This is a genomic window from Hymenobacter plasmatis, from assembly GCF_020711255.1.
Taxonomy (GTDB): Bacteria; Bacteroidota; Bacteroidia; order Cytophagales; family Hymenobacteraceae; genus Hymenobacter.
Genome location: NZ_JAJFAW010000020.1, coordinates 46,923 through 69,686 on the forward strand (window position 1 = coordinate 46,923; position 22,764 = coordinate 69,686).

At 60.9% G+C, this 22,764-nt stretch carries 20 protein-coding genes; 10 read left to right on the plus strand and 10 right to left on the minus strand.

All coding sequences use genetic code 11. The features are described from left to right. Nucleotides 1–5: 5 nt before the first annotated feature. The gene (locus LJ738_RS14765) at nt 6–2,594 is read right to left on the minus strand and encodes a M1 family metallopeptidase (protein ID WP_227787165.1); all 2,589 of its coding nucleotides are present in this window, start codon (nt 2,592–2,594) and stop codon (nt 6–8) included. Between the two features lie 98 nt (nt 2,595–2,692). Between LJ738_RS14765 and LJ738_RS14770 the strand changes: the two genes are divergently transcribed. From LJ738_RS14770 to frr, 3 genes are all read left to right on the plus strand, one after another. Further along, complete coding sequence (locus LJ738_RS14770) at nt 2,693–3,196, plus strand: acyl-CoA carboxylase biotin carboxyl carrier protein subunit (protein ID WP_068191693.1); 504 nt, start codon at nt 2,693–2,695, stop codon at nt 3,194–3,196. A gap of 40 nt (nt 3,197–3,236) precedes the next feature. Beyond that, nucleotides 3,237–4,037 (plus strand): UMP kinase, encoded by an 801-nt coding sequence (gene pyrH / locus LJ738_RS14775; RefSeq protein ID WP_227787166.1) that lies wholly within the window; start codon nt 3,237–3,239, stop codon nt 4,035–4,037. Nucleotides 4,038–4,137: 100 nt separating this feature from the next. Next, a complete protein-coding gene (frr, locus tag LJ738_RS14780) occupies nt 4,138–4,701 on the plus strand; it encodes a ribosome recycling factor (protein ID WP_227787167.1) in 564 nt (187 codons plus the stop codon). A gap of 111 nt (nt 4,702–4,812) precedes the next feature. Here frr and nadD read toward each other — a convergent pair whose 3' ends face one another. The 6 genes from nadD to LJ738_RS14810 all read right to left on the minus strand — a co-directional run bounded on the left by nadD (nt 4,813) and on the right by LJ738_RS14810 (nt 9,144). After that, entirely contained in the window at nt 4,813–5,397 is a 585-nt protein-coding gene (gene nadD / locus LJ738_RS14785) for a nicotinate (nicotinamide) nucleotide adenylyltransferase (RefSeq protein WP_227787168.1), read from the minus strand. Continuing rightward, entirely contained in the window at nt 5,394–5,978 is a 585-nt protein-coding gene (gmk, locus tag LJ738_RS14790; RefSeq protein ID WP_227787169.1) for a guanylate kinase, read from the minus strand. The genes nadD and gmk overlap by 4 nt, the downstream gene beginning before the upstream one ends. A gap of 28 nt (nt 5,979–6,006) precedes the next feature. Further along, nucleotides 6,007–6,306 (minus strand): hypothetical protein, encoded by a 300-nt coding sequence (locus tag LJ738_RS14795; protein ID WP_227787170.1) that lies wholly within the window; start codon nt 6,304–6,306, stop codon nt 6,007–6,009. Between the two features lie 78 nt (nt 6,307–6,384). Then, on the minus strand, nt 6,385–7,029 hold the full coding sequence (locus LJ738_RS14800; RefSeq protein WP_068191683.1) for a sigma-70 family RNA polymerase sigma factor: 645 nt from the start codon (nt 7,027–7,029) through the stop codon (nt 6,385–6,387). Between the two features lie 310 nt (nt 7,030–7,339). Beyond that, nucleotides 7,340–8,383: a glycosyltransferase family 9 protein gene (locus tag LJ738_RS14805; RefSeq protein WP_227787171.1), complete on the minus strand. Its 1,044-nt coding sequence runs from the start codon at nt 8,381–8,383 to the stop codon at nt 7,340–7,342. Then, complete coding sequence (locus LJ738_RS14810) at nt 8,380–9,144, minus strand: glycosyltransferase family 2 protein (RefSeq protein WP_227787172.1); 765 nt, start codon at nt 9,142–9,144, stop codon at nt 8,380–8,382. The genes LJ738_RS14805 and LJ738_RS14810 overlap by 4 nt, the downstream gene beginning before the upstream one ends. A gap of 220 nt (nt 9,145–9,364) precedes the next feature. On the opposite strand from LJ738_RS14810, the gene LJ738_RS14815 reads away from it, so the two are divergent. Both LJ738_RS14815 and LJ738_RS14820 read left to right on the plus strand, forming a co-directional pair. Further along, on the plus strand, nt 9,365–9,595 hold the full coding sequence (locus tag LJ738_RS14815) for a hypothetical protein (protein WP_227787173.1): 231 nt from the start codon (nt 9,365–9,367) through the stop codon (nt 9,593–9,595). A 163-nt stretch (nt 9,596–9,758) separates the two neighbouring features. Beyond that, nucleotides 9,759–10,286 (plus strand): GNAT family N-acetyltransferase, encoded by a 528-nt coding sequence (locus LJ738_RS14820; protein WP_227787174.1) that lies wholly within the window; start codon nt 9,759–9,761, stop codon nt 10,284–10,286. A gap of 31 nt (nt 10,287–10,317) precedes the next feature. Here the strand turns inward: LJ738_RS14820 and LJ738_RS14825 are convergent, their stop codons facing one another. The 3 genes from LJ738_RS14825 to LJ738_RS14835 all read right to left on the minus strand — a co-directional run bounded on the left by LJ738_RS14825 (nt 10,318) and on the right by LJ738_RS14835 (nt 14,031). Continuing rightward, nucleotides 10,318–12,429 carry a T9SS type A sorting domain-containing protein gene (locus LJ738_RS14825; protein ID WP_227787175.1) on the minus strand — a complete coding sequence of 704 codons (2,112 nt, stop codon included), beginning with the start codon at nt 12,427–12,429 and terminating at the stop codon, nt 10,318–10,320. Nucleotides 12,430–12,593: 164 nt separating this feature from the next. After that, nucleotides 12,594–13,571, minus strand: coding sequence for a glycoside hydrolase family 43 protein (locus LJ738_RS14830; protein WP_227787176.1), 978 nt, complete (start codon nt 13,569–13,571; stop codon nt 12,594–12,596). A 46-nt stretch (nt 13,572–13,617) separates the two neighbouring features. Beyond that, nucleotides 13,618–14,031: a hypothetical protein gene (locus LJ738_RS14835; protein ID WP_227787177.1), complete on the minus strand. Its 414-nt coding sequence runs from the start codon at nt 14,029–14,031 to the stop codon at nt 13,618–13,620. A 218-nt stretch (nt 14,032–14,249) separates the two neighbouring features. Between LJ738_RS14835 and LJ738_RS14840 the strand changes: the two genes are divergently transcribed. From LJ738_RS14840 to LJ738_RS14860, 5 genes are all read left to right on the plus strand, one after another. After that, nucleotides 14,250–15,041: a S1/P1 nuclease gene (locus LJ738_RS14840; RefSeq protein WP_227787178.1), complete on the plus strand. Its 792-nt coding sequence runs from the start codon at nt 14,250–14,252 to the stop codon at nt 15,039–15,041. Nucleotides 15,042–15,221: 180 nt separating this feature from the next. Next, complete coding sequence (locus tag LJ738_RS14845; RefSeq protein WP_227787179.1) at nt 15,222–15,749, plus strand: inorganic diphosphatase; 528 nt, start codon at nt 15,222–15,224, stop codon at nt 15,747–15,749. A 9-nt stretch (nt 15,750–15,758) separates the two neighbouring features. Further along, nucleotides 15,759–16,265, plus strand: coding sequence for a DUF421 domain-containing protein (locus LJ738_RS14850; protein WP_227787180.1), 507 nt, complete (start codon nt 15,759–15,761; stop codon nt 16,263–16,265). A 552-nt stretch (nt 16,266–16,817) separates the two neighbouring features. After that, nucleotides 16,818–19,565, plus strand: coding sequence for a T9SS type A sorting domain-containing protein (locus LJ738_RS14855; protein ID WP_227787181.1), 2,748 nt, complete (start codon nt 16,818–16,820; stop codon nt 19,563–19,565). 317 nt (nt 19,566–19,882) lie between these two features. Beyond that, on the plus strand, nt 19,883–22,717 hold the full coding sequence (locus LJ738_RS14860) for a M36 family metallopeptidase (protein WP_227787182.1): 2,835 nt from the start codon (nt 19,883–19,885) through the stop codon (nt 22,715–22,717). Nucleotides 22,718–22,764 lie beyond the last annotated feature (47 nt).

The window sequence follows — 22,764 nt, forward strand, 5'->3', positions numbered from 1 at the left end:
GGCATTTACATGAGGTTATAAAATGCCTTGAGCCGGTCATCGGTTTCCTTTTCGCGGATATTTTGAAGCTTGGCCTTCAATTCGGGAGTCGTGGGCACGAGCAGGGCTAAGCCACGGTAGGCCCCCAAACGCACGTAGTACTGCGGAGCAGTCCGGGCATAATCCTCCAAGACTTTCAAGCCTTTGTCGCGCTCTACGGACGGGATGTGGGTCATGAGCGTGCCGAATGATTGGAAGTAAGCGTACAGGTCGCTTTCGGCCACGTCGGGCAGACGGCGCAAGAACCATGCGTATTGGTCCAAGCCACCATTGGTGGCATAATAATTTGCCAGGGCCAGCATTAGCGGGCTACTCGAGGTATTGTCGAGCGCGGCTACTTGTTGGCTGGTGTTTACGTCGGGCTTCTTGGCCAAAGACTCGACGGCCGCGGCGGCGACTAGGGCCGAACTGTCGCCGATGGCGGCGCTGAAAATGGGACCGAAAGTGCCATCGGGAAAGCTGGCCAGGGTATTGATGGCCTGAGCCCGGACGCGCGGATTGGCGTCGGTGGTGGCCAGGCGCTGGATATCCTTGCGCATGCCTTCCGGCTCAGGGCCCCGGTAACGGCGCAGGTGGCTGAGCGCCGCCCTACGAACAGCCCAGAACTTATCGTTTAGGGCATTGCGCAGCAGGCTGCTCACGCTTAGCTCCGTGGTTTTATTATGCAGAAGCTCCATGGCCTCGGCTTTTTGCTGGTAGCCCTGCGCATGGTAGAACTGGAATATCAGCTCGTCCTGGGTGCGCTCCTCGTCAAATTGAGCCAGGAGTTGGCTTTCGTTGTCGAATTTCACTAGGTTGGGCTTCTGGCTGGCGGGCAGGGTGAAGGTCTGGTTGGCTTTGGTGACGGTGATGCGGTGCTCGGTGGGCTGATTGTTATTGGTCCAGACGGCTACGGTGACGGGCAGGCGGAAAACGGGCTGAAACAGGGTGTCCTGCATCTGCTGCACCCGCAGGGTTACCTGGCCGTTGGTATACGAGTGGGTGATGCGCAGCTCCGGGTGCCCGCGCTGGAGAAACCACTGATTGAAAAACCACATCAAATCTTCGCCGGTCGTTTCTTCAAAGGCCGTGCGCAGCTTGGAGATTTCGACGGGCGTTTGCTTGTTCTGAACGAGGTAATGGTTCAGGGACGTAAAAAAGGCTTCGTCGCCCACATACTTGCGCAGCATGTGCAGCACGCGCCCGCCCTTGTCATAGGAGTGGCGGTCGAACATGTCCTCCCGGTTGGCATAGCGGTAGCGAATAAGCGGCTCGCGCTTGGACTGGGCTTCTTCGAGGTAGTTATTGAGTTTGATTTCCTGCACCAAGCCAGCTTCATCGGCTCCGAACTTGTACTCTGCCCACAGGAATTCGGAATAGTCGGCAAACGACTCGTTCAGGGGCAGGTTGGCCCAGGATTCGCTCGTAACGTAATCGCCGAACCAGTGGTGAAACAGCTCGTGGGCGATGGTGGATTCGCCACTTTGGTAGTTGGCGTCGATTAGGTCCCGGCGGGTGGCCTGGATGCTGGCCCCGTGGGTGGTGGCGGTGGTGTTTTCCATGGCGCCGCTCACGTAGTCGCGCACGGCCACTTGCGCATACTTTTCCCACGGGTACTCAACGCCCAGCTTTTTGGAGAAGAAATCCAGCATTTGGGGCGTGTGGCCGAACACGGCGCGGGCAGTAGCGGCGTACTGGGGCTCCACATAATAATCGACGGGCTTGCCGTGCCAGGAATCGTTCACGACGGAAAAGTCGCCGACGACCATGGTGGCCAGGTAGGGCGCGTGGGGCTCGTTTAGCTTCCAGGTATCGGTGCGGGTGCCATCGGCGTTGGCTTTGGAAGAGACCAGCAAACCGTTGGAAAGCGTTTTGAACTGTTTTTCCACCGTCATTCTGATTTCCTGGGTCATCCGCTGGTTGGGCTTGTCGATGGTGGGAAACCAGCACGAATTGGACTCCGTCTCGCCCTGGGTCCAGATTTGGCGGGGCTTGTTCTTTTCCAGGCCTAACGGGTTGATGAAGTACAAGCCCTTGTCGGAGGTGATGGCTGCCGAGCCGCCCTGGGGCAGCTCGTTGGGCTTGGCCACGTACACAATGCGCACCTGGTAGGGCGTGGTGCGCGGATACGGGTGGTCCAGGGCTATTACGAGCTTGCGCCGGTTGTAATTATAGTTGAGTCCCTTGTTCTTTTTGTCTCCTATTAGCTCAACTTTCTGAATATCGAAGCCCTTGGCATCGAGCGCGACTTCGGACTGCGGGTAGAAGTGGGAGCGCAGCGTGAGCACGGCCGTACCCAGCAGTTGCTGCTTCTTGTAGTCGAAGCGCACGTCGAGCTTGGTGTCTACCACATCGGTCAGGATGGTGGCGGCGGGCTGGAGCGGGGCTTCCGCGGGCAGCCACGAGGGCACCACCAGGCCGGCGGGTGCGGGCGCTGGCGCAACCGCCGGAACAGTCTTTTTATTCGCCAATGCCTTGGCCGCCGGCTTGCGCACACCTGCCCCCGGAGATTGGGCTACTGCCAGTAAATGAATAAACAACAGCAGGCTGGTGAAGCCTGGGACCAAATACTTCATGCCAACAAGGACGGGCGAAAAACGCCTCAATTTCTGAATTAATTTGAGATTTGGGCTACCTTTAACCCCCCGCTTCCATCCCACCCTATCCGCTTCAGATGCTTCACATCAGCACCAGCCCCGAACAACTCTGGGAAGTTGACTACCGCGCCGTCGACACTGTTACGCTCAACGGCCAGGCATTTGCCTGGGATATTGCGGATTTGGGCGAAGGCCGGTTTCACGTGCTGCACGAAGGTCGTTCGTATAATGCGGAGGTGGTGTCGGCGGATTACGCCAGCAAGAATATTGTGCTGAAGATAAACGGCCAGCGCATTGAGCTAAACGCCAAAGACCGGTTCGACCTGCTGCTCGAGCGCCTGGGCATGAGCAACGCCGCCGCTGCGAAAGTAAACGAGTTGAAGGCTCCCATGCCCGGCCTCATCGTCGATATCCGAGTGGAGCCCGGCCAGACGGTGCAAAAAGGCGACCCACTGCTAGTGCTGGAAGCTATGAAGATGGAAAATATTCTGAAAGCTCCCGCCGACGGCACCGTTGGCAGCCTCAAAGTGAGCCTGCGCGACAACGTGCAAAAAGGCCAGGTACTGGTGCAGTTTTCATAGCTCACTAATTAATTATCCCCGCTTACTCAATCCTTTCGACTTGAAATACCACCGCATCCTCCTCAAGCTCAGCGGCGAAGCGCTGATGGGCCAGCAGCAGTACGGCATCGATGCCGAGCGGCTGATGCAATATGCCTCCGAAATTAAATCCGTGGCCGCCACGGGCGTGCAGGTGGCCGTCGTGATTGGCGGCGGCAACATTTACCGCGGCGTAGAGGCGGAGGCCTTTGGCCTCGACCGCGTGCAGGGCGACTACATGGGCATGCTCGCTACGGTGATTAACTCCATGGCCTTGCAAAGCGCCCTGGAGAAGCTGGAAGTGAGCACGCGCCTGCTGTCGGGCCTCACCATTCAGCGGGTGTGCGAGCCCTACATCCGGCGGCGCGCCGTGCGGCACCTGGAAAAAGGCCGCGTGGTCATTTTCGGAGCCGGCATTGGCTCGCCTTATTTCACTACCGACTCGGCTGCCTCGCTGCGGGCCATTGAGATTGAGGCCGACGTGGTGCTGAAAGGCACCCGCGTGGACGGCATCTACACCGCCGACCCAGAGAAAGACCCCACGGCCACCCGCTACAATGAAATCACCTTCGACGAGGTGCTGAAAAAGAATCTGAACGTGATGGACATGACGGCCTTCACGCTCTGCAAAGAGAATAACCTGCCCATCATCGTGTTTGACATGAACACGCCCGGCAACCTGCAGCGCTTGCTCGACGGCGAGTCGATGGGCACGCTGGTGAGCCGAGGTGGCGACGGCCCCCGCGACGGCCGCAAGCCAGTACTGGACCCCAAGCGCAGCCTGCTGCAGCCCCTGGTGGGCAACCAGCCGGAGCAGGCGTAATTTTTAGTTGTCAGTTGTTGGTTGTCAGTTGTTAGTTTGCACTACTAATTGGCTGGCTGTTCCTCACAACTGACAACCAACAACTGACAACTAAACCAAAATGGACGAAGAAATTCAGTTTTATCTCGACGACCTCGCTGAGTCAATGGGCAAGGCGCTGGCCCACGTGAACGTGGAAATGAGCCGCATCCGGGCTGGCAAGGCCTCGCCGGCTATGCTCGACGGCCTGCGTGTAGATTACTACGGCTCCCCCACCCCCATCAGCCAGATTGCCACCATCACGGCTCCGGATGCTCGCTCGCTCCTTATCAAGCCGTGGGAGAAAAACATGGTAAACGAAGTGGCCAAGGCCATTAAGAACAGCGACCTGGGTCTGAACCCGGTAACCGACGCCGACGGCGTACGCCTGAACATTCCGGCCATGACGGAGGAGCGGCGCCGTGAGCTGGTGAAACAAGCCAAAAACGAATCGGAAGCCGGCAAAGTGCGGGTCCGGGGCATTCGCAAGGATGTGAACGAGGCCCTGCGCAAACTGCTGAAAGAAGGTGCTTCGGAGGATGCCATCAAGAGCGCCGAAGAGAAGGTACAGAAGACGACCGACACCTACATTGCCGAAGTAGAGCGGACGCTCAGCAAGAAGGAAACGGAGATTATGACCATCTGATTTGGATGGCGAATAATCAAAAAGCCCCGGCTGCGTCAGGCAGCTGGGGCTTTTTTGTGTTTAAAATCTCTTTACTGGAATCAACATAGCTCAATTTCGGGACTCAGGCAGCTAGACGGACGGTTGCAGAGCCAAGAGGGCTGCCTCAACGGCGGCTGGGACCAGGTAGCGGATGCTATGGCCCGCGCGCAGGCTTTCGCGGATGTAGGTGGCCGAGATATCCAGCAGCGGCGCTGCCATTACCTGAACGCGGGGAAAAGGCGTCAGTTCAGGCAGCTCAACATTGGGGCGCGGGTAGATGTATATGTCGACCTCGGAAAGCAAACGCGCCGATTCCTGCCAGCGCGGCAGGCCAGGCAGGTTATCGGCGCCCATCAGCAACACAAACTCGAGGGCGGGATGGCGCCGGCGCAGGGCGTCGAGCGTGGCAATGGTGTAGCTGGGCCGCGGCAGACTAAACTCAATGTCCTCGGCGCGCAGGTGCGGGTTGCCTGCCAGGGCCAGCTCAACCAGGCGCAGGCGTTCGGTATCGGGCAGCAGGTCGGCCACTTCCTTGAAGGGACTATGCGGCGAGACCACGAGCCAGACTTCGGCCAAATCGGTGCGGGTGGCGAAGTATTCGGCTAGGATGAGGTGGCCAACGTGCACGGGGTTGAACGACCCGAACAGCAAGCCTATCCGCGCCCGGCCGCTCATACGATGGCGGGCTCGGTGCTGATGAACTGGCGGACCAGCTTTTCGGCCTGGTCGGTGGCTTCGTCGAGGTCGTCGTTGACCACGGTTACGTCGAACCGGTCCTCAAACGCCAACTCGAAATTGGCCTTGTATACCCGCGAAGAGATGCTGGATTGGGAGTCGGTGGCACGGGCCTGCAGGCGCTGCTCGAGGACTTCAATGGACGGGGGGCGGACGAAAATCGCCAGGGCCCGGTCTTTGTAAAACTCTTTGATGCTGAGGCCGCCTTTTACGTCGACATCGAGGATGGCGTGCTTGCCGCTGTCCCAGATGCGCTCAATTTCGGACTTTAGCGTGCCGTAGAAAGCACCTTCGTACACTTCCTCCCATTCCACAAATTCGTCGTGACGAATCTTGTCCTGGAAGTCCTGCACGGAAATAAAATAATAGTCTTTGCCGTTGGCCTCGGTGCGACCGCGGCGGTCACGGGTGCAAGCCGAGATGGAAAAGCTTAATTCGGGCAGCCGCTCCATAAGCCGATGCACGATGGTGGTTTTTCCGGCGCCCGAAGGTGCCGAAAACACAATGATTTTGCCTTGCATCGCGCAAAGCTAGCCACAGCAACCGGGATTAGGCCATTTCGGCATGCACGCGCGCCAAGATTGAATCCTGCAGGTTGGCCGGAATGGGCCGGCGCGACACACCCTGGTTCAGGAAATTGATGAAGATGTGCTGCTTCTTGATGTCGTCGAAGCAGGGCGAGCAGTCGCTGGCGTGGTCGTAGAGGTAGTCCTCGTCTTCCGCGGTCACGGACTGGCCTTCGATGAGTTGGTCTAATACAGTATTCACACGTTCGCAGTCGGGGCCGTTGTCGGGGGCGATGGCAACGGGAGCCGACGTATTGGTTTTAGTAGTAGCAGATTGGTCCATAATTGAAAATTGGTTTAAGGGCGTGAGTGACAATGGAATGAAATGCAGAGCTGCGGTAGCATCCTCTTGCTGGGGAGGTTAATTATTATCGGGCTCGGTTAGTTCCGCATCGTCGTCTATTCCATCATTGCCATATCCCATTGACTGCGCATATTTCTCCAATTTATCCTTGAGGAAATTGCGGGCCCGGTGCAGTCTCGAACGGACGGTACCTATCGGAATATCAAGCACTTTGGCCATTTCCTCATATGTAAATCCCTCTAGGTCGCACAGGATGATTACGGTGCGAAAATCTACCGGCAAAGAATTTAGCGCACTGGCCACTTCATCGCCGATTAAATCGCGGGCCGATTGCTGGCGCATGTCGGACGACGAAGCGCCTACTTCGCCCTCGGCCTCTACGTCGTCGGGGTTGTAATAGCCCTCTATCTCGCTGTAATCGACCTTGGCCGGTTGCTTGCTTTTCTTGCGGAAGTCGTTGATGAACGAATTCTTAAGAATGCGAAAAAGCCAGGCCTTAGCATTAGTGCCGGGCTCGAAGTACTCAAAAAAGCGGTACGCCTTCAGGTAGGTTTCCTGAACCAAGTCGTTGGCATCATCCTCGTCGAGGGTGAGGCGATAGGCAAAGTTGTAGAGCGGGTCGAGCACAGGCATTAGCTCGGCTTGAAAGCGCCGGTCCTTTTCCTCTTTGCTCAGCTTAACCCGTTCGGGAGAATCGCTCATACAGGTGGGCGGGGGAAATTGTGGGTCGAAACCTACGAAATAATAAGGGATTGGGACAAATTTGGCTCAAACTGCAACTCGGCTGCGGTGGCTGGCCGGGTTGCTTCGCGCCGGCTCTACCCCTTGCTACGCAACCCCGGCCTGCTGCCCGCCACCGGGCGCCTACCACCGGCAAACCGCCCAAAATAGCCGCGCTTTGCACGTGCAGCGCTGCCCGATGTACGGATTAGGGCGCCGGGTAGGTTGCGCGCCAAGCCGCAGCAACCAAGCAAACGAAGCAGAATAGCTATTGTTTGTTACTTAATGCGCTTTATTCATCTTTCAAAAGTAACGGTTGCCACGTCAATACGCGCGCTGCCACCGCCACCGGCTCAATGGCCCGAATGCAGCTACAGGCGGCGGGCTGGGTGCGGCAGTCGTCGCAGGTGGGCTTGTCGAAGACCATGAACCCGGCGTGCGGCCCCAGTGGCCCCCAGCGGCCCGGGTGCATGGGCCGAATGGGCGGATACAGCCCCAGCGCGTGCCGGCCCAGCGCGGCGGCCAGGTGCAGCGGGCCGGTGCTGCCCGCCACCAGCCCATCGGCGGCAGCAATGAAGGAGATAAACTGGGGCAGGTTGAGCTGGCCGGTGAGGTCGGCGGTGAGGGCGGCCGCGTGCTGGTGCCGCCAGTCGCGGAGCTCCTCCCCTTCCGCCGCCGTGCCGGTGAGGAATACGCGGTGGCCGGCTTGGTGCAGCAGTTGGGCCAGGTGGCCAAAGTTGTCGAGACCCCATTCGCGGGCGCTGCCCCGGCTGCGCGGGTGCAGGATGACGTTGAGCTGGCCCGGCTGGCGCGCTTGCAGCAACTGCCGAAACGGCGCAGGCAGCGGCTCAACTGGCCGCAGCTGCACGAGGTTCGCCACATCGAGGAGGCTGGGCAACGGGGCCACGCCCAGGGGCTGGAGCAGCAGGAGGTTGAGCTGGGCTTCGTGCAGGGGCGAGTGCCGGCGGCTCAGGGCCACCAGCCGGTTACAGGTCAGCCAGTGCTGCCAGCGGTTGCGGGTGCCGATGCGCACGGGGATTTTGGCCTTGAGCGCCAGCCGGGCCAGGATGCGGTTGGGGAACACGTGGATGATGGCAGCGGCAGCATAGCCCTGCAGGGTGGCCACCTGCCCGGGCTCGGGCTGCTGGAGCAACTCATCCAGATTCAGAAAATCATCGACCCACGGGCAGGCGGCCGCTACGGGAGCGGTGTAGGTGCGCCCGATAAGCACCACCCGGCAGCCCGGGAAGTGCTGCTTGAGCTGGCCCGCTACCGGCAGGGTCAGCACTACATCGCCGATGGCATCGGTGCGGGACACGAGGAAGGTCTGGCTCATGCTTCGGCGCGTTCGGTGCGGGTTTTCAGCTTCGCGAATTTCAGGAAAACGCCCCAGGCCGAAATGCCCGCAATGCAGAGGCCGGCAAATCCATCCAGTAAGCCCAGCCGGAAGAAGTAGCCGTGCACGAATTTCCAGAGCGGCTTGAGCAGCAGGTGAAACAGGGTGACGTTGGTTTTGCCGCGCAGGGCCAGCTCCTGGGCCGTGATGCTGGTGAACTTGTTGAGCTGGCTGACGTGCTGCGCAATGGAATGGTAGCTGTAGTGCAGGGCGTCGCCAGTGAGCTGGCCGGTGGTGTGGCCGGCGGCCACTTCGTAGCGCTCGTGCAGGAGCAGGCCGGTCCAGCGGCCCAGGCGGCGGTCGTAGAGGCGCAGCTTGCGGTCGGGGTACCAGCCGCCGTGGCGCACCCAGTGGCCGCAGTAGTTGGTGAGGCGGGCCAGGGCGTAGGCGGCGTGCTGCCAGTGCTGCTTGGCCGCCCGGATGGACTGGCGCAGCTCCTCGGTCAGCACTTCATCGGCGTCGAGCTGCAGCACGTGGTCGAATTGGGCCTGGGCGGTGGCGTAGTTTTTCTGCTCCACGTAGCCGGCGAAGGCGTGCTGGATAACGCGGGCACCGTGCTGCCGGCAAATTTCCACGGTATTGTCGGTCGAAAACGAGTCGACTACCAGCACTTCGTCGGCCACGTCGCCCACCGCCTGAAGGCAGCGGGCAATATTGGCCGCTTCGTTGAAGGTGATAATGACGACGGAAAGGGAAACCACGCAGAAAAGGCCAACTAGACGGCCAAGTGCAAGCAAAGGTAAGAGCGCGGCGAACCGTAGCTCCACACTGCGGCCGCAAGGGGCCCATTCCGCCACCTCAACCGTCCATTTGCTCAGGGGCTCAACGGCAGTGCAAAATTCGCCGTACGAAGGAGCCCAACTCTTCATGTCGCAAGCCACACTCCGTGCGTAACTTGCGCCCAAATTCGTTTCCCCACACATGAAAAAAACGCTTCTCCCCGGCCTGCTGGCCGCAGCTTTGCTTTCCTTCACCTTGCCATCGTGCGGCCCTTCGGAGCCCGAAAGCGCCGATGACATTGCCACTACTCCGCTGCCGCCCCTGCCCGCTGCCCCCGACACGACCAAAGGCGCCAAGCAGCCCGAGCAATACCGGGAGTTGAACTCGGTGAATGCTACCGAAGACATCAAAAAAATGCAGCAGCAGATGTAAATCAACCACTTGCCGAAATTGGGCTGCTTCTAGCTTCGGCGGAAAGCAGCATCCTTTCGGCAGGGTTGATTACCTGTTCCTGATACCTGATTTGTTGGGCCGTTGCTGCTAAGGTGGTGGCGGCCCAATTTCTTTTTAGCGCGGCCGACCCGGCGCATTTTTTATGGAAAACAACATTGTGCTGCGCCGCGGCGTGGAGGCCGACCTGCCCCAGGTACTCGCCCTTATCAAGGAGCTGGCCGAGTACGAGCGCGCCCCGGAGGCCGTCACCAACACCCTGGCCGCCATGCAGCGCGACGGGTTTGGGCCCGCCCCCATTTTCAGCTTTTTCGTGCTCGAAAACAGCGCGGCCGAAATCATCGGCATCGCCTTGTTCTACACCGCCTATTCGACCTGGAAAGGCCGGATGCTGTACCTGGAAGACTTGGTAGTAACCGAGCCGGCGCGGCGGGGCGGCTTTGGCCGGCTGCTGTTTGATGCCGTGGTGGCCGAAGCCCGCGCCACGGGCGCCGTTCGCCTGAAGTGGCAGGTGCTGGACTGGAACGAGCCCGCCATTGCCTTCTACAAAAAGCTGGGTGCCACCATCGAAGACGAATGGTTCAACGGCAACCTCGACGCAGCTCAACTGGCCGGCTACACCGTGGCGCCAGCTGCGGCCGCGGCGGCCACGCCCACGGGGCGCAGCCTGTAGCCATCGCTAAGCACCGGCAAGGCCCCGTGGCTTACTGCCGCACAAACTTGCGGCTGCCGGTATTGCCCTGGGCATCTCGCCAGCGCAGAACGTAAAAGCCGGGCCTCAGGCCGGCAATGTTCAGGGGCAGGATGTTCAGGCCGGCTACCGTGGCGATGCTGGTGGTGCGTATTCGGCGCCCGACGCTGTCATAGAATCGAAACACCACGGTGCCTTCCAGGGTGGCCGGGTACTGCACTTGCAGTTGGTCTTCGGTGGCAGGGTTTGGGAAAACAACCACCGCCGCGCTGGTGCCTTCGGTGGAGAGCAAGGCGGGGGCCACGTTGTCGAGCGAGCCATCGGGCCGGGTCAGGCGCAGGCGGTAGTAGAGCAAGCCGCCGGGCACCTGCGCATCAAAAAACTGGTACTGGCCGCCCGGCCGGGTAGCTACCACGCCCAGCCGCTTCCAGGTAGTGGTGTCGCTGCCCACGCTGCGCTCTACCACGAAGTTGTTGAGGAAGCACTCGTCGCGCGTGGTCCAGGTGAGGGTGACGCCGGTGGCCTTTTCGTATTTGGCGCTAAAGCTGGTGAGGGGAGCCGGCAGCATGGGCTGGTTGCTGCAGCCCAGACTCTTGAAGCTGCGCACGCGGAGCACCTGGCGGCCGCCAGCAATGTCGCTGCTGGTGCTGAGGGTGCGCGTGTTCTGGCCCCGGGCAATGGAATAGTGCATCACCGCGCCGGGCAGGATGAGGTGGCCCAACTGGTGCGCATGGCCCAGCTCGTGCACCGCTACCGTCTCAAAGTCAATCTGGTTGAGCGCGCCAATGGCGAAGGTGGGGCCAAACTGGAAGTTGGCGCCGTCGTCGAACTGCATGTCCACCTCATCGACCCAAAACACCACCTCGCCACCCGGGGCCTGGCAGCCGGAGTAATAGCTGGTGGTGCGGCCCAACACGAGGGCGGGCAGCTCGGCGCCCGCATCGAAAGCCACCACGTTCTGGTTATCGTCGGCAATGGTATTGGCGGTGGCCGGGGTGCCTACTTCCCAGTTGATGCCCGTTTGGCAGCGCCAGGTGGCCAGGGCCCGCTGCCAGGCCGCCGCCGCAGCGGCGTTGGAGGCGAAATTGGGCCCAAAGTGAAAGGTGACTCCACCGGATGCATTTTGGGCAATGTGGTTGGGCCGGGCAATGAGGCCGGTGGTACTTTCCACATTGGTAAGGGCGTACACGATGGTGAGGGTGCCCCCGCTGTCCACGGTTTGCTGGTCGCTGGTGGTTACGCGCACGGTGCCGGAGCCGGCCGGGCTGCCGCCGATGGCCGATGAGGGCACGCGCACCTCAATGCGGGTATCCGTCCAAGAAACATAGTCTTTGTCGCGGGCCTTCACGCGGGTGGTCCCGCCGTCGTCGGCGTTGCGGAACTCCACAAAGCCACTGCCTCGTGTGCTGCCAAATCCTGTTCCATTGATGGTAAGCAAGGCCCCGGCGCCAGCGGGGATGATTTGGGGACCGAAGTTGGCAACGACGGGGGCCAGCGTGCCGCGCTGCAGGGCCGGTAGCGGGGCTACCAAGGCCGGGTTGGGCTGTAATACCCGGCGCCCCTGCCCGGTGAGCTGGGTAATGCCTTTGTAGAAGGTAGCATCGAGGGCCGGATACGTCCGAAATGGCTCGGTGGCGGTGCGCCCGGCCAGGTTGTACGCAATGAAGCCTTGCTCACTGCCGTAGGGGGTCCAGGCCCGGCCAACGGTGGTGGGCAGGCCAGTCCAAGGCGCGCGGGTCAGGAAGAAAACGCCCTGCTGCCCAGCGGTTAGGCTCAAGGTGTTGGTGAGGACTTGCTGGTCAAGGCCCAAGCGACCGCCTTCGGTGATGAGCACGAGGCCGGTGGTATCGGCCACCTGGCCCTTTAGCAGCGAAAACACCCGCAGGCGGTGCCGGGTAAACAGGCGACGGTGGTCGGTATCCCAAAAGCTTTGGGCATCGAGCACTTCTGCTTCGACCACCAGCGCCGCCTGCTGGGCCCGTACGGCAGGCTCCATGGGCAACATCAGGCACTGGGTTTCGGGCACCAAGGCCTGGCCCAACACAGGCTGGGCAAACGCGAGCCCAAGTGCCACCACCCATGAGCGACGACCAATAAAGCGGAGAAACGGTACTGCAAACGGCATAGACAAGAAACTACTGCGGATACTGCCCAAGATACGGAAAAACAGGTCGGTTGGAGCGCCGCTCAAAGGATATCGCATTATTAATATAGTTGGCCCGCCACCGCGCACCAACGCTTCCCCCGAGAGCCGTGAGGCTGCCATCTGGTAACTGATAAGATGGCCGGCTATTGCCCCACAGGTGCGGGCTGGGGCTGCCAGGATGGCGAGCTGGTGGCTACCATGGGCCAACCGTCGGCGTAGATGAGCCTATCCAGGAGCAGGATGCGGCGGGAATAGCCTTCTGCATCGTCGATGGCGTCGAAGGTGGGCTGGCGCGGGTCGATGGCGTGGTAGGCCAGCCAGTCCTGCCCGGCGGCATCGGTCACCACGCAGTTGTGGCCGGGGGCGCGCCAGTGCGCATTGGCCGCGAGCAGGGCAGCATGCGGGTCGGCGGTGGCGGTGGCGTAGGTTTCGAAGGGCCCGGTAGCATGGCGGGCACGGGCCACCAGCACGGCGTAGTGGGCTTTGGCGCCGCAACAGTTATCGCCCGAAAAAAACAGGTAGTACCAGCCGTCGCGGTAGTGCACCCAGGCCGCTTCCACGAGGCGGTGGTAGTCGTTGGGGTCGTCCGACAGGGTGGGGTAAATCACGGCCCGCGCCTCACTGCCCGGCCGGAAGCCGAGGCGGTCGTCGGCCAGCTCGCGCACCCAGATGGGGCCAAACCCCGACCCCCAATACAGCAGCCGCTGGCCCGTGGCGGGGTCGTCAAAGGCCATGGGGTCGATGCAGGTGAAGCCGGGCCCGGGGAGCAGCGGGTGGCCAATGTCCACGAACGGGCCGGAGGGCGCATCGGCCACGGCCAGGGCCAGGCTGAAATAATCGGTGCCGTCGGGCCGGCTGGAGTAATACAGGTAATAGCGGCCGCCGTGCTCGCTCACGTGCGGGGCCCAGATTTTCTGGCTGGCAGTGGCCCATCGCGGCTTGTGGGGCAGGCCTTCGCCCAGGTGTTCCCAGTTAATCAGGTTCCGGGAGCGGGCCACCTGCAGGTTGAGGATGACGCCGTGGCGCTTGGTTTGGGTGCCGTAGGCGTAGTACCAGCCATCGGCAGCGCGGATGATGGTGGGGTCCGGGAAGTTTTCGTCGAGGACGGGGTTGCTGTACATGGGCGCGGCAGGAATTGGGGCTGGCACACCGCCCGCGGGTCTAAATTCAGCTTAATTGCGGTTCCGGCTGCTGCTGCTGCAGCCATACGTAGGCCGAAGCCACATCGTCGAAGGTGCCCACGCGGGGCGTGTCGATGGCATGCACCACGGTTTCTACGGCCTGCCGGGCCAGCAAGCTGCGCGGCAGCACCCAGGCAATGTATTGCAAGCCGGCGGTGCGCATTTCGTCCAGCCACCATGCGCCCCACAGCGTGAGCTGCATGGTAGTGCGGGTAATTCCGGAATTATCGTTGAGGATTTTGTGGCAGGGCCAGGCCCGCAGGCTCTCGAGCATCAGCAGGCAGGCGGCCTGCGACGACTCCTGGTCGTGCTCCCCTTTCCAGTCAACATAAAGCCATTGATTATCCGCGTCGTAGCCAATAAATAGCTCGGGAGAATCGGTGATAACGTGCAGCTGCATGCGGTGCTCGGGATAAGCCTCGGGTAGGAAGACATCTAAGCAGCCAAATTTAGTAAGCTAAACAGTAGACACGAACACCTTGGGCCGGTGAAATTCAATGACCAAGCACTTTGTTGGCAAGGGTATCGCCCGGGCGCTTCCCGCACTAGCTTTGTGGTCCTGCCCATTGGCCGCAGGCCGGATTTTCCGAAACCCCATTTCCTCCCCCTTCTCGCCCCATGTTTAGAAAGTGTATTGCCCTGCTGGTTTTGCTGTGTGCGCCGTTTAGCCTGCTGGCCTGGGGCGTGATGGGCCACCGGGCCGTGGCCAAGATTGCCGAAAACCACCTTTCCGGCACCGCCAAGCGCGAAATAGCCCGCATGCTGGGCACCGAAACACTGCCGCTGGTGAGCACCTGGCCCGATGAAATCCGCTCGGACCCGCAGTACAGCAGCACGGGCCCCTGGCACTACCTCAACGTGGCTTCCGGCCTCGACTTCCCGGCTTTCACGGCCCAGCTAAACGCGACGCCGATTATCCCGCCCACCAATGCCTACACGGCGCTGCTGCAGGTGCGCAAGGACCTGAAAGACCCCAGCAAAACGGCCGCCGAGAAGCTGTTTGCCTTGAAATTTCTGGTGCATCTGGTGGGCGATGTGCACCAGCCCCTGCACGTGGGCCACGGCGAAGACCGCGGCGGCAACAGCATCCTGGTGAGCTGGCGCGGGCACGACACCAACCTGCACAGCATCTGGGACGGCGACTTGGTGGAGTACCCCGGTTTCACCTACTCCGAAATGGCCAAGGCCTACGACCACGCCACTTCGGCCCAAGTAAAGCAGTGGCAGAAGGACGACATGGCCACGTGGCTGTTTGAGTCCTACCAGCTGTGCACGCCGGTTTATGCCGCCGCCACCACCAGCCCCAAGTTCGACTACCGCTTTTACCCCGCCTTCGGCCCTTCCGTGGAGCAGCAGATTCTCAAGGCCGGCATCCGGCTGGCGGGCGTGCTCAACGAGGTATTCGGCTAAACCAACCCCGGCGCAGCAAGGCGCCCATTACCGAAAGCCAAAGAAGCCCCGGCAGCTCGTGCAGCCGGGGCTTCTTTGGCTTTCAGGCACATACCAAACCGGGAAGCTGAACACTAGTAACATACGCGTAACATTGACCGTCATTATAGCCAAACAAGCGGCCATTGGCCTCTTTGCACCATGACAAAGCCCCTGCACCAGCTGCCCGCCCGGGTGCCGCACTCCCACCAGCGCGTGCACGTAGTGGTCGAAACGCCGAAGGGCGGCCGCAACAAGGTAGCCTTCGACCCGGAGCTGCAAGCCTTCAAGCTGAAAGGCGTGCTGCCCGAAGGCCACAGCTTCCCCTATGACTTTGGCTTTGTGCCCTCTACCCGGGCCGAAGACGGCGACCCGCTCGACGTGCTGCTCCTGCTCGATGCGCCCACGTTTCCGGGCTGCGTGGTAGAAGCCCGCCTGATTGGGGCCCTCGAAATTGAGCAGGAGGAAAAAGACGGCCAGACCGTGCGCAACGACCGGCTGCTGGCCGTGGCCGCCAACTCGCGCGAGCACAAAAGCATCCACACCATCGCCGACCTCTCCGGCGAGATGCTGCACGAAATCGAGCATTTTTTTGTCTCTTATAACCAGGTAAAAGGGCAAACCCTCAAGGTGCTGCGCCGCGTGGGCCCCGAGCGGGCGCACGCTTTATTGGAGCACGCGCAGCACTAGCCCCGTGCCATGAAAGAACTTTGGGATACGCTGTTTGGGCTACATGCCACCTCCGCCACCATCACCGCCCTGCAGATGATGACGCGGGCCTTGCTAGTGTTTTTTGCGGCCCTGTTGCTGCTGCGGGTATCGGGCAAGCGCACGTTTGGCGGCAATGCCACCTTTGATATCGTGGTGAAGATTATGCTGGGCGCCGTGCTGAGCCGGACGGTGGTGGCAGCGTCCCCGTTTTGCGGCACGCTGCTGGCCTGCCTGGTGCTGGTTGGGCTGCGGCGGCTGCTGGCCTGGGGCTCGTTTCACAGCCATTTGGTGGGCCGGCTGGTGAAGGGCGATGAGTACGTGCTGGTAGAAAACGGCCAAATCAATCAGGCAAACCTCTCCCGCAACAACCTCTCGCGGAAAGACCTCATGGAAGGCGTGCGCGAAAGCGGCCACCTCGATGCGCTTGATGAAGATGAAATTGTGCGTCTGGAGCGCGACGGCAGCATTTCGGTGGTAAAAAAGAAGCCGGAGTAAAAAACAGCCCAATTGAGCTGGCTCCTGCCGCTGGCGCTGTGGGTCGTCCTTTGCCACCAGTCTATCTGTTTGCTACTCCGGCGCGCTGATACTGTTGGGCTGAAAACCCATGGCTGTGGCTCCTGACCGAGCAATCCAAACAACACCTTCTGGGCTTCTGGTGCGGCGCTGTACTCGGGCCGTTGGGCTGCGCATGGGCGGTCAATAAATCAGAAACGGGGTACTTGGGCACGTAGCTGTTGTGACGCCTTGGGCTGCTGGTACACGACATCTGGGCATGACTTTAGGAGAGGCTGGGGCCGGTTATGGGCTCAAGCAACCTTTATAAATAAGCTCGTCTTTGCGAGCGCCTCATGCGCCAATTCCAAGCTTGGCTGAAACTGAAAATATGCTATTTCTTGGCAAAAACACAAAATCGCCTACATCTGATTAATACTCCACAAAAAAATCAAGATATTGTAGGTCCAAATCTTCATCAAATTTTAATTAAGAGGATATATAGCCCGTTTATAATGTTTTAAAATCTCGTTTTTTTCTCCCTTTTCGTTTTTCATGATAAATCCTTACTCTCTGGAAATCTGGACTCGTCGTTTACAAAGGTTCGGCTTGGCAGCGCTGCTGGCTGGCGGAACCACCGTAGCGGCGCAGGCACAGCTTTTGAATTATTCTACCGCGACGGCTACCAACGTAACCGGCACTTATACGGACCTGGCCACGGTAGCCAGCAGCGCCGTAATCGCCACGGCCAACACGGATAATGCCAACTCGGCGGCCCAAAACATCGGGTTCAGCTTTAGCTACAATGGCGGCACCTTCACGCAGTTTGTGCTTAACACCAACGGCATCATGCGCTTGGGTAGCGCGGCTCCTTCGGTAGCCAACCTGTTCGCGGCGTACGAAGCCGGCCAGGCAGCGGGCGTTGACCCCATCACCAGCCCAAGCGCCGCCGATGTCAACCTGCTTGCCCCATTCAACTTCGACCTGGAAGACGGCAGCGCCGGCACGGCCGAATACCGGGTGGCCACCACGGGCACGGCGCCAAACCGCGTGTGCACCATTCAGTGGAAAAACGTGCGGGACAAAGCGGGCACGACCAATGCCACGCAGTTCGACAACTTTGAGTTTCAGGTAAGGCTCTACGAAACCACCAACCTCATCGAGTTCGGGTACGGCAACACCGTGTCGGCCACGGCCGGGGCCAGCATCAACCGCTTCCCCACGGTGGGCATCAAAGGCTCGGGCAGCAACTCAGGGCAGGACATTCTGGTCAATAAAACGTCGTCGACGGCGGCCTGGTCAACGGCCGTTTTCATCACAGGGGTGTATGCTAGCAGCACCCTCAACTACCGCCGCCTGGCGCCCCCCGACCTGGGCCGCACGTTCCGCTTCGCCACGGCTCCGGCCAACGACGCCGCGGTGACTATTGTGTACACCCTGGGCAAAATAGCCAGCCCAACGGCCCTGCCACACGCCGTGAAGGCAGTGGTGACCAACGCGGGCACGACTACTCAAACCAACCTGGCCGTGACGCTGAATGTAACCGGCGCCAACACCTTCACCGACACCAAGACCGTGGCCTCGCTGGCGGCGGGCGCGTCCACCACGGTTACGTTTGCCGATTACCCCGCTGCCCTCACGGCTGGCACCAACACCGTAACGGTTACGGTTCCGGCCGACGCCAACAACGCCAACAACATCGTCGCTTATGGCCAGCTGGTCACGGCAGACCGCACTTCTTACACGGACCCCGCAGTGCCGGCTACCGGAGGAGTGGGCATCGGCACGGGCAATGCCGTTTTGGCTACTAAATACACGCTGCCGGCCGCTTCGGTAATCAGCGACGTTGTGCTGACTTTCGCCGCAGCCGGTACCAGTGGCAATAGCGCACCTTATCAGGTCGTTATCTACGATGCTTCTGGAACGGGCGGCCTGCCCGGGCAAGTATTGTACACCTCCGCCACACAGAACCGGACATCGGCGGGCGGGGCCGTAACCGTAACCGTGCCCAGCGTAGCCGTACCCGCGGCTTTCTTCATCGGGGTGAAGGAAACCAGCACCGCGAACATTGCCATTTCCTACCAAACCGAGAATCCCATCCGCCCCGGCACCTTCTATTACACGACCGATGGGTCGGTCTGGAATGACTTTATCAACGTAACGCCCAAAGCCCGGGTCGCCATCGAATTCGGCACGGTGGTGCCGACTTGTACCCCACCCACGGCCCTGGCAGCCAGCAACGTCACCGCTACCGACGCTACCATCGCCTTCACGGCCCCGGCCAGCGGCGCGGCCAACTACGAAATCCTGTATGGCCCCACCGGTTTCAACACCGTGTCGGGGGGTACGCTGGTTACGACGAGCACCTCGCCCGTGACGCTCACCGGCCTGAGCCCGGCCACCACCTACCAGGTATATGTGCGCAGCAACTGCACGGCCGGCGGCACCAGCATCTACGCTACGCCCATCAGCTTTACCACGTTGTGCAACCCAAACCCGTCCGTAGCGGCTTTCCCCTACAACCAGAACTTCGACACCATCCTGGCGGGCCAGGTGCTGCCCTGCGGCTTCACTACGCTGAACGCCAACAACGACAACACGACCTGGGCCATCACCAAAACCAACCCCAACTCGGGCGCCAACGCCATCCGCTACACCGGCCTGACCCTGAACAATGTGGCGGCCGACGACTGGTTTTTTACCCCGCCCCTGACCTTGGCCGCTACTTCGCGCTACCAGCTGGCGTTCCGCTATCGGGGCGAAGGCATTGTTAACAGCCCTTCCAGCTACACCGAAAGCCTGGAAGTAAAGTCGGGCTCGGCCGCCACGGCCGCCGCCCAAACCAACCTGCTGTACACCAACGCTGCCATTACCAACACGTCTTACCTGCTGGCCGATGGCGCCTCCACGCCGGTGGTGGCCCTGTTGCCGGCCGGTGCCAGCACCCAGTACGTGGGCTTCCACATCAAGAGCGCGGCCAACCAAGGCAACCTCTACATCGACGACCTTTCCATCACGGCTACCGCCGTCACGGCCAATTCCGAGGCCTTGCTGCGCGCCATCAGCGTGTTCCCCAACCCCTCCACCACGGGCCAGTTCGACCTCGAAATCCACGGGGCGAACGCCAAAGGCAGCCTTGCCGTGCTCGTGACCAACGCCCTCGGCCAGCGGGTATATACCGGCTCGGCCCGCGACAACTACTCCAACAAGCTCAACTTGAGCAGCCTTGCTCCCGGCATCTATTACCTACAGGTGCGCCATGGCAATGAGCAAATGACCAGCCGGGTAAGCATCGTGAAATAAGCCCGGTGGCTGTCAGAATTCAACTCAAGTTGTGGTGTTAAACGTTTGGTGCCGAATGCGTTCAAATTGTGGTCAGCGGCGCGCCCTGTAAGCAGGGCTCCTAAGTTGAGCTACTAATTGGCAAGCCCGACGCTAGTTGCTTTTTGCTGGGCCTCTACGCTAGATAAAGCCCGCGCTTCGGCACCAAACTTTCCCATTTCAAATACTGCTCGCGGCAGCAGCGCAGCCGGAATCTTTTCGGTGCACCTGCCGTCTTCCCCAACAACGGTCGAAAAGACTGTTTCTCAAGCTCTTTATTTTCCCACTCTTCTCTTTATATGGCATTAATTCCTACTCCTTCGGGCTCTCGTAAGCTGGCCTTGGCAATTGCCCTGGCCATGCCGGGCCTGGCGGTGGCGCAACAAGGGGCACCAGTAGCCCAAGCCCTGGCCTCCTTCTCGGCCAAGGTGCAGGCACAGGGCCGCCTGAGCGCGGCCGACGTGGCCAGCCCCACCGTAACCAGCTCCTACTTTGACAAAAGCACGGGCCTCACGCATACCTACCTGCAGCAGCGGGTGAACGGCCTGACGGTATTCAACGCCACCGGGGCCGTGCACACCGACCAAAACGGCAAAGTGGTGTTTTTCAACCAAGACTTTCTGCCGGGCGCCGCGGCCGCAGCTCCTACCGCCACGCCGGCCATTACGCCGGAGCAAGCCGTAGGGGCCGCCGCCAAAAGCCTGAGCCTGCCGCAGCCCGTGGCCCTGCGCCGCCTGGTAGAGGCCCGCGCGGCCGATGGCCTCCTCTTCAACAATGGCGGCATTTCGGAAGCGAATATTCCGGTGCGCCTGATGTACATGCGTGTCGGCGACAAGTTGGTGCTGGTTTGGAACGTGACCATTGCCCAGCTCGACCAGCAGCACCACTGGAACGCCCGCATCGATGCCCAAACCGGCCGCATGCTGGACCGCAACGACTACGTAGTCAACGAACTGGCTACCTTCCGCCAGCACGTGCAAGATGCGCAGGCCCGGCAGCTGCGGCCCACCGCCCAGCTCACTGCCCAAGCTGCTGCTCCCAAGGCCGTGCTCAGCGCCAAAGGCGCGCTAGGTGCCAAGGGTACGCTCGGCGCGCCCAATAGCCTGACGGTTATCCCAGTGCCTTTCGAAAACATTGACCTTTCGCCGCGGGTGGTCGTGCCGTTCAGCTCCGCCAATCCGCTGTACTCGCCCTATGGCTGGCAGGTGGGCGACGCCAAGGCTCCCAGCGGCTTCTTTGCCGACACCTACTCGTTGCTCTCGACGGGCAAGCAGCTCACGCGCGGCAACAACGTAGCCGCCTACGACGACAACGTGACCGTGACTTCCGGCAGCGGCAACGTGGCTTCGAGCACCAACTCGCCTGATGGCGGGGCCACGCGCGACTTCGACTTTCCCTTCAACCAGCCACAGGGTCCCCGCACTGCCGACAACCTGGCCGCGGGCATCACCAACCTGTTCTACTGGAACAACATGCTTCACGACGTGATGATGAGCAAAGGGTTTGATGAGGTATCGGGCAACTTCCAGTACAAGAACCTCACCGGCCAGGGCCTCGGCAACGACTTTGTGCGCGCCGAATCGCAGGACGGCAGCGGCCGCAACAACGCCAACTTCTCGACCCCGGTCGATGGCAGCTCGGGCCGCATGCAGATGTACCTGTTCGACAACACCGCCGCCAACGCCCTGACCATAACGGGCGCCAGCACCGCGGCCGGCACCTACAAGTTTGCCGGGGTAGCGTTTGGCCCCAGGCTCACCAAAAAGCCGCTGGCGGGCAAGTTGGTACTCGTCAACGACGGGGTATCTGCCGACGGCGGGGACCACGCCTGCGCCACGCCTTTCTTGAACGCGGCCGACGTAGCCGGCAACATTGCCTTCATTCAGCGCGGCGGCTGCCCCCAACTCACCAGCCTTAATCCACGCTCTACCAATGCCTTGGCTACTAAGGTCCAACGAGCTCAAGCCAACGGCGCGACCGGCGTTATTTTGTTCGACTCCGTGGCTACGAACACCTTGGCAAGCCCTACAGGAACAGATACCGTCGGCCTTCGCATCCCGGCCATATTCATTAGCGGCGCCGATGGTTTCAAGCTGCGAGCAGCTATTCTGGCCGGTGGCACGCTGAATGCATCCGCCCTCCTAGGCCCGGACTTCGACGGCTCGTTTGATAACGGCGTGGTGTCGCACGAGTTTGGCCACGGCATCACCAACCGCCTCACCGGCGGCCCGGCCAACGCGAGCTGCCTCAACTCGGCCACCGGCAACCAGACCATGGGCGAAGGCTGGAGCGACTTCTTTGCGCTGTGGATGACAACCCGCCCCGGCGACGACGGCAAAACCAATCGCTACATGGCCACCTACGACAACGGTAACCCCTACAACGTAGGCCCCGGCTTCCGCCGCAAGCCCTACAGCATCGATTTCGCAAAAAACAACTACACCTACTCCCAGTTGGGCAGCAGCACCGGCCAATTCCAGGAAACCCACGACGTGGGCGAAGTATGGGCTACGGTGCTCTGGGACCTGAACTGGCAGTTTATCTACAAGTATGGCTACAACGCTGATTTCTTCAGCGCCACCGGCGGCAACAACAAGATGCTCAAGCTGGTGCTCGACGGCTGCAAGCTGCAGGTGTGTAACCCCGGCTTCCTGGACGGCCGCGACGCCCTGCTGCGCGCCGACTCCGTAACGAACCGCGCCGCCAACGCCGACCTGATTTGGAACGTGTTTGCGCGCCGTGGCATGGGCTACAGCGCCGTGCAGGGCGACCGTGTGAACGGCCAACCCCGCGTGACGGGCATTGCCAACGGCTTCGACCTTCCTCCCAACACCAAGGTTATTGCCCTGGCCAATAAGAACGGTGCCATCGTGGGCGGGGCTCTGGAAGCTTACCCCAACCCAGCTCAGGACCTGCTCACCGTGCGCACGCAGCTGAGCAGCGCCGCCCCCATGCAAGTGACCGTGCTCGACCTGCTGGGCAAAACCGTGTTGCGGACCGTAGCAGTATCAGCCGCCCGCATGCAGCAAACCGGCGTGGAGCTAAACACCAGCCGCCTCGCCTCTGGTATCTACATGGTACGCGTGACGACCAGCGAAGGCACTTACAGCACCAAGGTCAGCATCCAGCACTAAGCTGCCCGCTCATCTTATTTGCAAAAAGCCCGGCCAAAGCCGGGCTT

Coding starts and splice junctions, on each gene's coding strand:
- gmk (WP_227787169.1), bottom strand. CDS start 5,978: ATGCAAGGCAAAATCATTGTGTTTTCGGCACCTTCGGGCGCCGGAAAA.
- LJ738_RS14840 (WP_227787178.1), top strand. CDS start 14,250: ATGTTTAGAAAGTGTATTGCCCTGCTGGTTTTGCTGTGTGCGCCGTTT.
- LJ738_RS14770 (WP_068191693.1), top strand. CDS start 2,693: ATGCTTCACATCAGCACCAGCCCCGAACAACTCTGGGAAGTTGACTAC.
- LJ738_RS14845 (WP_227787179.1), top strand. CDS start 15,222: ATGACAAAGCCCCTGCACCAGCTGCCCGCCCGGGTGCCGCACTCCCAC.
- LJ738_RS14795 (WP_227787170.1), bottom strand. CDS start 6,306: ATGGACCAATCTGCTACTACTAAAACCAATACGTCGGCTCCCGTTGCC.
- frr (WP_227787167.1), top strand. CDS start 4,138: ATGGACGAAGAAATTCAGTTTTATCTCGACGACCTCGCTGAGTCAATG.
- LJ738_RS14835 (WP_227787177.1), bottom strand. CDS start 14,031: ATGCAGCTGCACGTTATCACCGATTCTCCCGAGCTATTTATTGGCTAC.
- LJ738_RS14800 (WP_068191683.1), bottom strand. CDS start 7,029: ATGAGCGATTCTCCCGAACGGGTTAAGCTGAGCAAAGAGGAAAAGGAC.
- LJ738_RS14765 (WP_227787165.1), bottom strand. CDS start 2,594: ATGAAGTATTTGGTCCCAGGCTTCACCAGCCTGCTGTTGTTTATTCAT.
- LJ738_RS14805 (WP_227787171.1), bottom strand. CDS start 8,383: ATGAGCCAGACCTTCCTCGTGTCCCGCACCGATGCCATCGGCGATGTA.
- LJ738_RS14815 (WP_227787173.1), top strand. CDS start 9,365: ATGAAAAAAACGCTTCTCCCCGGCCTGCTGGCCGCAGCTTTGCTTTCC.
- LJ738_RS14820 (WP_227787174.1), top strand. CDS start 9,759: ATGGAAAACAACATTGTGCTGCGCCGCGGCGTGGAGGCCGACCTGCCC.
- LJ738_RS14825 (WP_227787175.1), bottom strand. CDS start 12,429: ATGCCGTTTGCAGTACCGTTTCTCCGCTTTATTGGTCGTCGCTCATGG.
- LJ738_RS14860 (WP_227787182.1), top strand. CDS start 19,883: ATGGCATTAATTCCTACTCCTTCGGGCTCTCGTAAGCTGGCCTTGGCA.
- LJ738_RS14830 (WP_227787176.1), bottom strand. CDS start 13,571: ATGTACAGCAACCCCGTCCTCGACGAAAACTTCCCGGACCCCACCATC.
- LJ738_RS14850 (WP_227787180.1), top strand. CDS start 15,759: ATGAAAGAACTTTGGGATACGCTGTTTGGGCTACATGCCACCTCCGCC.
- nadD (WP_227787168.1), bottom strand. CDS start 5,397: ATGAGCGGCCGGGCGCGGATAGGCTTGCTGTTCGGGTCGTTCAACCCC.
- LJ738_RS14855 (WP_227787181.1), top strand. CDS start 16,818: ATGATAAATCCTTACTCTCTGGAAATCTGGACTCGTCGTTTACAAAGG.